This window comes from Paraburkholderia sp. EG304, from assembly GCF_046543485.1.
Classification (GTDB): Bacteria; Pseudomonadota; Gammaproteobacteria; order Burkholderiales; family Burkholderiaceae; genus Paraburkholderia; species Paraburkholderia youngii.
This window is the reverse complement of the sequence record NZ_JBKGUA010000489.1, coordinates 1-253: the sequence shown is the minus strand read 5'-3', so window position 1 is coordinate 253 and position 253 is coordinate 1. Positions and strand designations below refer to the sequence as shown.

Below are 253 nucleotides of genomic sequence, written 5' to 3'. Positions count from 1 at the left end.
CCGTTGCTAACATATTGAATACCAGGCCCCGGAAAACGCTCGGCTGGAAGACGCCTGCGGAAGCGCTGGACGAGTACCTAAAATCTGTTCAACAATCCAGTGTTGCGACGACCGGTTGAATTCGCCCAATACGCCAGCCACGACTTCCAGCGCAAGCTGGCCTCGTACGGGATGCGCTGCTCGATGAGTCGCAAAGGCAATTGCTGGGACAACGCGCCGACGGAAAGCTTCTTCAACAGCTTGAAGAACGAGC

Annotated in this window: 1 pseudogene; it reads left to right on the top strand. The window is 56.1% G+C overall.

The features are described 5' to 3' along the window. Nucleotides 1-123: 123 nt before the first annotated feature. Nucleotides 124-253 (top strand): annotated as a pseudogene (locus tag ACLFKU_RS44860) (IS3 family transposase); the annotation flags it as partial.